Below are 8,453 nucleotides of genomic sequence, written 5' to 3'. Positions count from 1 at the left end.
GGCAGCCAGAGTTGCACCGCCTGTGTAGGCAAAAAGGTTCAGCACTTTGATCGGACGGCCTGCATTACGGATCTTGTCACCAAACCAATCCCAGTTGACAGCCTGCTCCGGGAAAAGTCCGGTGTGTTTGAAACTGAACGGTTTCAGATGGAAAGTAAGATCTTTGTAATGGAGATCCCACTGCTGAGGGAGGTCAAAGAATTCCCATTCACCGCCGCCTTTTTTGCTTCTGTGGTAGTGGGCGTTCATGTTTTTCCATCCACGGCTTACCTTCGGAGTGTCCCAGATAACCTGCGGATCCGGACGGACCAGAGTATATTTACCCCAGCGTTCCAGCTTTTCTCCACAGGAAGTGTCAATTACTTCGTATTCTTTCCAGTCATTTGCAATCCACATATATATGATAACCTTTCTTTTATTACATTTAATAGAAACATTCAGGATATTCCTGCCTATTCAGTATAGGTGAAACAACGAAATTCTGCAAGTAAAACTGTGGCGTTTTGTGTATAAGCAGGGGACTTTATGCAGAATTCACACTTTATCACACTGATTCGAGAAATTTTTTTTCAAATACAGGGGCAGCAGGGCTTGACAAGCGGGAATTTAGCATACTAAAATAGACGGGATAGTAATATTAGATATCAAAAGAAAAAAGAAATTTATATTATGCCGGTACAGGATTCTGGAAGCGGCACGAGGAGGACAAATTATGCAGAAGTACAGTGAAATGAGCAGAGAACAGCTTCTTGCTCTGAAGAAGGAACTGGATCAGCAGTATGCAGAGATCAAGGCACAGGGACTTGCCCTGGATATGTCTCGTGGTAAACCGGCGGCTGACCAGCTTGATCTTTCCATGGGATTGATGGATGTTCTGTCAAGCAGCGCAGACCTGAAATGCGAAACAGGTGTAGACTGCCGTAACTACGGTGTTATGGATGGTATCCCGGAAGCCAAACGCCTTCTTGGAGAAATCTCTGAAGTATCTCCGGAGAACATCATCATTTATGGTACTTCCAGTCTGAACGTTATGTTTGATACCGTAGCACGTTCCATGACTCACGGCGTTATGGGAAACACTCCATGGTGCAAACTTGACAAAGTAAAATTCCTTTGTCCTGTTCCGGGATATGACCGTCATTTCAAAGTTACAGAATTCTTCGGAATCGAGATGATCAATGTTCCGATGACTCCACAGGGTCCGGACATGGATATGGTTGAGAAACTTGTAAGCGAAGATCCTGCGATCAAAGGTATCTGGTGTGTTCCGAAATACTCCAACCCGCAGGGCTACACTTATTCAGAAGAAACAGTTAAGCGCTTTGCACGCCTGAAACCGGCAGCACCGGATTTCCGTATCTACTGGGACAATGCTTACAGCGTACATCATCTTTATGATGGAGAAGAGAAACAGGATTTCCTTCTTGAGATCCTGGAAGAATGTGCAAAAGCAGGCAATCCTGACATTGTTTACAAATTTACTTCCACATCCAAGATCAGCTTCCCGGGTTCCGGTATCGCAGCAGTAGCAGCATCCAAAGCAAACCTGGATGATTTCCGCAAATATATGACTGTTCAGACGATCGGACATGATAAACTGAACCAGCTTCGTCACGTAAGATTCTTCAAGAACCTGGACGGTGTTCATGCACACATGAGCAAACATGCAGCAATCCTTCGCCCGAAATTCGAGATGGTAGAGTCCACCCTTGAAAAAGAACTCGGCGGACTTGGAATCGGAAGCTGGACAACACCGAAGGGTGGATACTTCATTTCCTTCGAATCCATGGATGGCTGTGCCAAAGCAATCGTTGCCAAAGCAAAAGAAGCAGGCGTTGTCATGACAGGTGCAGGAGCAACTTATCCATATGGCAAAGACCCGAAAGACAGCAATATCCGTATTGCACCGTCCTTCCCGCCAATTGACGAACTTGCCAAAGCAGCAGAAGTATTCGTTGTCTGCGTCAAACTCGCAAGCGTAGAGAAACTTTTGGCTGAATAAGACAGGAGCTATAAAGGAGGCATCATGGCAGAAGAAAACACAGGGATGAGCAGAGGAAGAAAGATACTGGTAGGCTTCATTGTTGTGCTGTTTTTACTGACCATCGGTGCCTACTTTTTTGGAGTATATTATTTTACAGAACATTTCCTGCCGGGAACACAGGTAAACGGTTTTAACTGCTCTTACATGACACAGGAAGAAACAGAGAAACTTCTGGCAGAAGAAACCAGTGTATATATTCTGGCTATTCAGACCAGAGGAAACGGTCGGGAGAGTATTTCAGCAGATGAAATCGACCTGAAATATACTTCTGATGGAAGCGTGAACCGAATGCTCCATGAACAGAAGCGCTTTCAGTGGTTCCTCGCATTCAGCCAGCACAAATCCTGGGAGGTTCCATCATCTGTTACTTACGATCAGGACAAATTTGAGCAGGTCATCGATAGCCTGAACTGCATGAAGGACAATCAGGAATCTTACGATGCATACATAAAGCAAAATGATGACGGATTTGAGGTCGTACCGGAAGTAGAAGGAACAAAGATCGACAAAGAAAAACTGCAGAAAGACATTTCCAATGCAGTTACGACAGGAAGAACGCTGGTAGATCTTGATGTGGATGGCTGCTATGTAGATCCTGCAGTATATGGCGATGAACTGACAGAAGACTGCGAGCAGATGAATGAGCTTACTGATGTTGTGGTCACCTATGATTTCAGTGACCGCAAGGAAACGGTTGATCGTACCTTGATCAAGGAATGGCTCAGCCGTGATGAGGATGGAAATCTGATGCTGGATCACAGCGCAATTGCATCTTATGTTGGACAGCTGGCATCAAAATATGATACAGTGGGTATAGAGCGTTCTTTTTCAACTTATGACAACAGAGAGGTCACCGTATCCGGTGGCACTTATGGATGGCTGATCGACCAGCCGAAAGAAGCGGATGCTTTGTATCAGGCGATCATGGATAAGAAAACACAGGTGAGAGAGCCGGTATATGCACAGGAAGCGGCGAGCCGCGACACGAATGATATCGGATATTCTTATGTGGAAGTCAATCTTACTGACCGCAGGCTTGTACTTTACAAGAGTGGAAATCCTGTTGTAGATACCGGGATCGCGATCAGCAGCAGTACACCGGATGGAGTTTATTCGATCGAAGAAAAGAAAAACCAGCAGGCAGTTGGAAATATGACGGTGGATTGCTGGATGTCCTTTACAGATGATCTTGGAATCTATGGTGATCCGGGATTTGAACCTGGGACGGCAACGGAAAGTGAAGCAGACAGTTTTGGAAGTTCGTCAGAGACAGATTTCAGTTCAGATATGACGGACTGGAGCAGTACAGAGGGCTGTATTGTCCTGTCTGAAGAAGCGGCACGGGAGTTGTATCAGAACGTAGAAACCGGTATGCCGGTGGTTATTTATAAATAAGAACAGGTAAAATGCTGCAGAGATTCTGAAGTGAATTTTTGCAGCAGTTTTTGCTTTCCTTAAGGAGATGGAAGAATATGAAAATTGTTGTATTAGCAGGTGGAACCAGTACAGAAAGAGATGTTTCTATCGTATCAGGAACAGGAATCTGCCAGGCACTCAGACAGAAAGGACATCAGGCGATCCTGGTGGATGTATTCTGTGGCCTCGAAACCGTAAACTGGGAAGATCCGTTCCCGGCGGAATACGATGTCGAAAAAGCAGCAGAGTATATCAAGGGCTTTAATCCGCAGATGAAAGAATTAAAGAAAGCCCGCAGAGATTTCTTCGGGTCAAATGTCATCGAACTCTGCAAAAAAGCCGACTTTGTTTTTCTCGGACTTCACGGTGCAAACGGAGAGGACGGCAAGTTACAGGCAGCATTTGACCTGATGGGAATTCCTTATACCGGAACCGGATACTTAAGCAGTGCGATGGCAATGGACAAAGGCGTGACCAAAGCAATGTTCCAGATGAGAGGCGTAAGCACACCGGGCGGAAAAGCCATGAAGAAAAAAGACCGTCAGGACTCTCTTGCGGCACTTGGCATGGAATTTCCTGTAGTTGTCAAGACATGCTGCGGTGGTTCCAGCATCGGTGTCTATATCGTAGATAATCAGGAAGATTATGTCAAAGCACTGGATGAAGCTTTTGAATACGAAAACGAAGTTGTCATCGAAGAATTCATCAAGGGTGTGGAATACACAGTTGCGGTCGTTGACGGAACTGCCTACCCGGTAGTCCAGATCGTGCCGAAAGAAGGCTTTTACGATTACGAGAATAAATACAAACCAGGTGCAGTACAGGAAACCTGTCCGGCTCCGATCTCAGAGGAACTGACAAAACGCCTTCAGGAAGCAGCAGTGGACGGCTATCATGCACTGGAAATGGAAAGCTACGCAAGACTTGACTTCATCGTGACCGAAGACGAAAAGATTTACTGCCTGGAAGCCAACACCCTCCCGGGAATGACCCCGACCAGCCTGATCCCGCAGGAAGCAGCCGTTCTCGGAATGGATTACCCGACACTGTGTGAAGAACTGATCCGCGTTTCACAGAAAAAGTACAACTAAAGAGGAAATCGATATGAAAAATCTTACTATAAAGAATCTTACCGAAGTCTGCTCCGGTACATACCATGGTCCGGAAAACGTGATGGACAGGGAAGTTTCCTCCATCACTACAGACAGCCGCAAGATTGAAAAAGACAGCCTGTTTGTTCCAATCGTAGGAGAACGTGTAGATGCACACCGTTTTATCCCGGATGTCATGAGCAAGGGTGCGCTTGTCACACTTTCAGAGAGAGAACTGGAGAATGCAGATTTTCCATATATCCAGGTAGGATCTTCTCTTCAGGCAGTGAAGGATATCGCAGAATTTTATCTGAAACAGCTTCAGATCCCGGTTGTCGGGATCACCGGAAGTGTTGGCAAGACCAGCACAAAAGAAGTGATCGCTTCTGTACTTAAAGAAAAATACCGCACACTCAAGACACAGGGAAACTTTAATAATGAACTGGGACTTCCGTTGACTGTTTTCCGCCTGAGAGATGAAGATCAGATCGCAGTTCTGGAAATGGGAATCAGTGATTTTGGCGAGATGACCAGACTGACAAAGATCGCTAGACCGGATACCTGTGTGATCACAAATATCGGAACCTGCCATCTCGAAAATCTCGGAGACCGCGATGGTGTGCTCAAAGCCAAAACAGAGATCTTTAAGTCCATGAACCCGAAAGGACATATTGTTCTGAATGGTGATGACGATAAACTGGCGACAGTAAGTGAATACAATGGCGTCAAACCGGTATTTTTCGGACTCAATGCAGAGCGAGATGTATATGCGGATCAGATCGAGAGCAAAGGACTCAAGGGCGTTGCCTGCCGTATTCATCTTGGCGAGGATGCTTTTGATGTGCTTGTTCCGACACCGGGGATCCATATGGTCTACAATGCACTGGCAGCAGCTGCTGTAGGACGCATTTACGGGCTTTCCATCGAGGAGATCAAGAGAGGTATCGAAAGCCTGGAGACGATCCGCGGACGTTTCAAAATGATCGAGACAGACAAATTCCTGGTAGTGGATGACTGCTACAACGCAAACCCGATGTCCATGAAAGCTTCCCTTGATGTTCTTCACGACGGAGAAGGACGAAGAGTGGCGATCCTTGGAGATATGGGAGAACTTGGAGAAAATGAGATCGCGCTTCATGAAGAAGTCGGAACTCATGCAGCACAGTGCGGAATTGATGTCTGCATCTGTGTTGGTGCACTTTCTGTGCATATGGCAGAAGCTGCACGCAAAGCAGATCAGGAATTTAAAGTAATTTATGAAGAGAGCCGGGAATCTCTCCTTGAGCATCTTGGAGATCTTGTCCAGGAGGGAGATACGATCCTTGTAAAAGCATCCCATTTCATGCAGTTTGAAGAGGTTGTCAAGGCACTGGAAGAAATGTAAATATCAGGTTATGAAAGATCCAGACAGAATATAAAACGACAGAAACTCCTCATGGGAGGTTGAATTATCACGAAAAGCAGATAAATCAGCCGTTCAGAGGAGTTTTTCGCATTTTCCAGGGAGAATTTGACGAACGATTTTTGTTTCCAGCAAGTTCATACAGGTGTAGAATGGGAATTAACAGCAGAAGAAAAGCCGAGAAGGTGTCGGAGAGATTGTAAAAGCAAGGAGGGGCTTATGCTGGAGCGAATCATGAACCTGCAGATACTGCTTTGCATCATGGCAGCCGCCGGAGCTTTCGGAGCGGTTGGCATGCTGGCAGTACACCTTACTTACAGAAGAACTCTGCGAAGAACAAATGCAGTCACAAGCCTTAAGGAAAAATGGCTGAACCTCTGGAAAACAAGAGATAAACTGCTGAACAGGATGAACTTTCTGGTCTGGCTGCCGTCGCTTCTGTCAACGTTGTGTCTGGGGCTTGCAATCCTGTTTGTGACAAAGCTCAAGTGGACAAGTGGGCTGCCGCTTAGGTATCTTTATCTGGGAACGGTGATCCCGGTTGCATTGATGATTCTGAGACAGGCTCTGGATTTTGCTTACCGGGAAGAGCTTGTGATGAATTCTCTGGCAGACTATATCCTTTCTGCACGGACCAAAAGAGAGGAGACAGTCACACCGCGAAAGGCGGAACCAGTCGCATCGCCGCCCAGGATGGACCCCGTTCTCCAGGAAGAGATGGTGGAGAAGATCACGGCAAGCATCCGCCAGACAGCGGCGACCGGAAGCCATTTCAGCAAAATGCTGAGCCCGGAGGAAGAGGAGATCATGCGTGAGATCATCCGGGAATTTATGGAATGACAGATCGTGGAAGAAATATTGCTTGTAGGAAGGCAGTTCGTTTGTTATACTTTCAGAAGGATCTGATAGTTACTGTGAACGGAGCGAACAGTAACATCTGAGAAACTTGAAATATGTAATTGTGAAGAAATAAGATAGTTGCGGATACACAAAATTAAGGAGAAATGGGGGACAGCCCCACGAAACAAAAATGAATAAAAAGAGAATTACATGGATAGAACTCCTGCGAATTGCAGCCTGCATCGGTGTGATCGGCATTCATGCCGGGTCACAGCATTTCCGGGATACACCACTGGATTCCAGTATATGGAGAATTTCGAATTTTTACCATGGAATCAACCGTTTTGCAGTGGCATCGTTTATCATGATCAGCGGAACGCTGTATCTGGATGGTAAGAGAAACTGGTCACTCAAGAAACTCTGGACCAGGAATATTTTTCAGATAGCAGTGGCGTATGTGTTCTGGCAGATTTTTTATGCGGTATACAGGATCGTAATGGCGGGGAAACCAGCGATAGGATCTGTATCGTTTTTTAAGAAAATACTGATCTATTGCAGTGAATCCTATTTCCATCTGTGGTATCTTCCTATGTTAGCAGGACTCCTGATAGTGACACCGCTTTTGTGGGAAATCGTAAACTGTGAACGAAGTAAGAAATGGGAAGAATATCTGATCCTGATGTTTCTGCTCATCAAGATCATACCATACACAGTAAACTGTTTTTCGTTCCCGCTGAAGGAATACGTCATGAATGTGATGCATACGGTTCAGCCGGGAATGGTCGTGGACTATGCAGGATATTTTATCCTGGGACATTACCTTTCACATTATGAGATTTCCAGGAAGCTGGAACGAACGATTTATATTCTGGGAATTTCACTGATCCTTGCGGCAATCCTGCTCAGTCAGTACATGTCACCGAGAGTGGGAAGAGAACTCCAGTCCTATTATGAAAACTTTACGCTTGCGGGATTTTTCTGGGGAAGTGCGATTTTCTTATTTTTCAAAAATCATGTGTCCAAAATACATTGGAGCGAGAAACAGGAAGAGATCATATGTCGGTTGGGAGGTTATACGTTCGGAATCTATCTGATCCATGCATTTTTCCGCGACATCCTGCACAGAGCTGGAATAGACAGCATGATGATCGGAAATACAGTGATTGCGATCCCGATAGTCATGGTGTGTATCTTTGGACTTAGCTGCCTTGCGGTAATACTTATCAAAAAAATACCGGTATTGGGTAAGTGGATTGTCTGATACGAAAAAATGCCGCTTGCAGCAAACTGTTATTATCCGTGAAGCTGTGAGCGGCACTTTTTTAATCTTCCTCGATCACCTGAATCTCCAGGTAATCAAATTCAATATGTTCAATAAAACTGTCCTGGCGGAACCGTGTTCTGGAATGGCGTTTGAAATCCGTGACATTGCTGTCCAGCCAGATCGGATTTTCCAGGTCAAAATCATAGCAGATCTCCTGCAGTGCACGGAAGATCTTGTGTGTCCTTGTATCTTCTGAGTCGTCATCAATGACGAGATCTTTCAGCATGTGGTTGTCTTTCCACAGTTTTCCCCATAAACGAAACATAGTGTTCCTACCTCCCTATCAAAACTGCCACAGGTGACAGAAATATTTGAGTGCTAAGTGATTTTAAGTAT

General features: G+C 45.5%; 7 protein-coding genes and 1 pseudogene. 6 read left to right on the top strand and 2 right to left on the bottom strand.

Annotation, left to right across the window (positions count from 1 at the left end):
* Positions 1–396 (bottom strand): annotated as a pseudogene (locus QZL69_RS04840) (class I SAM-dependent methyltransferase); the annotation flags it as partial.
* A 316-nt stretch (positions 397–712) separates the two neighbouring features.
* Between QZL69_RS04840 and QZL69_RS04835 the strand changes: the two are divergent.
* The 6 genes from QZL69_RS04835 (at position 713) to QZL69_RS04810 (ending at position 8,054) form a co-directional block, all read left to right on the top strand.
* Complete coding sequence (locus tag QZL69_RS04835; RefSeq protein WP_022214099.1) at positions 713–2,002, top strand: transcriptional regulator; 1,290 nt, start codon at positions 713–715, stop codon at positions 2,000–2,002.
* 24 nt (positions 2,003–2,026) lie between these two features.
* A complete protein-coding gene (locus QZL69_RS04830) occupies positions 2,027–3,439 on the top strand; it encodes a L,D-transpeptidase family protein (RefSeq protein WP_022214098.1) in 1,413 nt (470 codons plus the stop codon).
* Positions 3,440–3,516: 77 nt separating this feature from the next.
* Positions 3,517–4,551 (top strand): D-alanine--D-alanine ligase family protein, encoded by a 1,035-nt coding sequence (locus tag QZL69_RS04825; protein WP_022214097.1) that lies wholly within the window; start codon positions 3,517–3,519, stop codon positions 4,549–4,551.
* A gap of 13 nt (positions 4,552–4,564) precedes the next feature.
* Entirely contained in the window at positions 4,565–5,935 is a 1,371-nt protein-coding gene (locus QZL69_RS04820; protein ID WP_022214096.1) for a UDP-N-acetylmuramoyl-tripeptide--D-alanyl-D-alanine ligase, read from the top strand.
* Positions 5,936–6,172: 237 nt separating this feature from the next.
* On the top strand, positions 6,173–6,793 hold the full coding sequence (locus QZL69_RS04815; protein WP_022214095.1) for a hypothetical protein: 621 nt from the start codon (positions 6,173–6,175) through the stop codon (positions 6,791–6,793).
* Between the two features lie 190 nt (positions 6,794–6,983).
* On the top strand, positions 6,984–8,054 hold the full coding sequence (locus QZL69_RS04810) for an acyltransferase (RefSeq protein ID WP_022214094.1): 1,071 nt from the start codon (positions 6,984–6,986) through the stop codon (positions 8,052–8,054).
* Positions 8,055–8,115: 61 nt separating this feature from the next.
* Here QZL69_RS04810 and QZL69_RS04805 read toward each other — a convergent pair whose 3' ends face one another.
* Positions 8,116–8,382, bottom strand: a complete 267-nt coding sequence (locus QZL69_RS04805; RefSeq protein WP_022214093.1) for a hypothetical protein — start codon at positions 8,380–8,382, stop codon at positions 8,116–8,118.
* Positions 8,383–8,453: the final 71 nt, after the last annotated feature.

It is taken from the genome of Blautia sp. CAG:237 (assembly GCF_000436615.1).
Classification (GTDB): Bacteria; Bacillota; Clostridia; order Lachnospirales; family Lachnospiraceae; genus Blautia_A; species Blautia_A intestinihominis.
This window is presented reverse-complemented; position numbering and strand designations above follow the sequence as displayed.

What these genes read in the sequence shown, in the direction of transcription:
- QZL69_RS04835 (WP_022214099.1), top strand. Translation starts at nt 713, where the DNA reads ATGCAGAAGTACAGTGAAATGAGCAGAGAACAGCTTCTTGCTCTGAAG.
- QZL69_RS04830 (WP_022214098.1), top strand. Translation starts at nt 2,027, where the DNA reads ATGGCAGAAGAAAACACAGGGATGAGCAGAGGAAGAAAGATACTGGTA.
- QZL69_RS04825 (WP_022214097.1), top strand. Translation starts at nt 3,517, where the DNA reads ATGAAAATTGTTGTATTAGCAGGTGGAACCAGTACAGAAAGAGATGTT.
- QZL69_RS04820 (WP_022214096.1), top strand. Translation starts at nt 4,565, where the DNA reads ATGAAAAATCTTACTATAAAGAATCTTACCGAAGTCTGCTCCGGTACA.
- QZL69_RS04815 (WP_022214095.1), top strand. Translation starts at nt 6,173, where the DNA reads ATGCTGGAGCGAATCATGAACCTGCAGATACTGCTTTGCATCATGGCA.
- QZL69_RS04810 (WP_022214094.1), top strand. Translation starts at nt 6,984, where the DNA reads ATGAATAAAAAGAGAATTACATGGATAGAACTCCTGCGAATTGCAGCC.
- QZL69_RS04805 (WP_022214093.1), bottom strand. Translation starts at nt 8,382, where the DNA reads ATGTTTCGTTTATGGGGAAAACTGTGGAAAGACAACCACATGCTGAAA.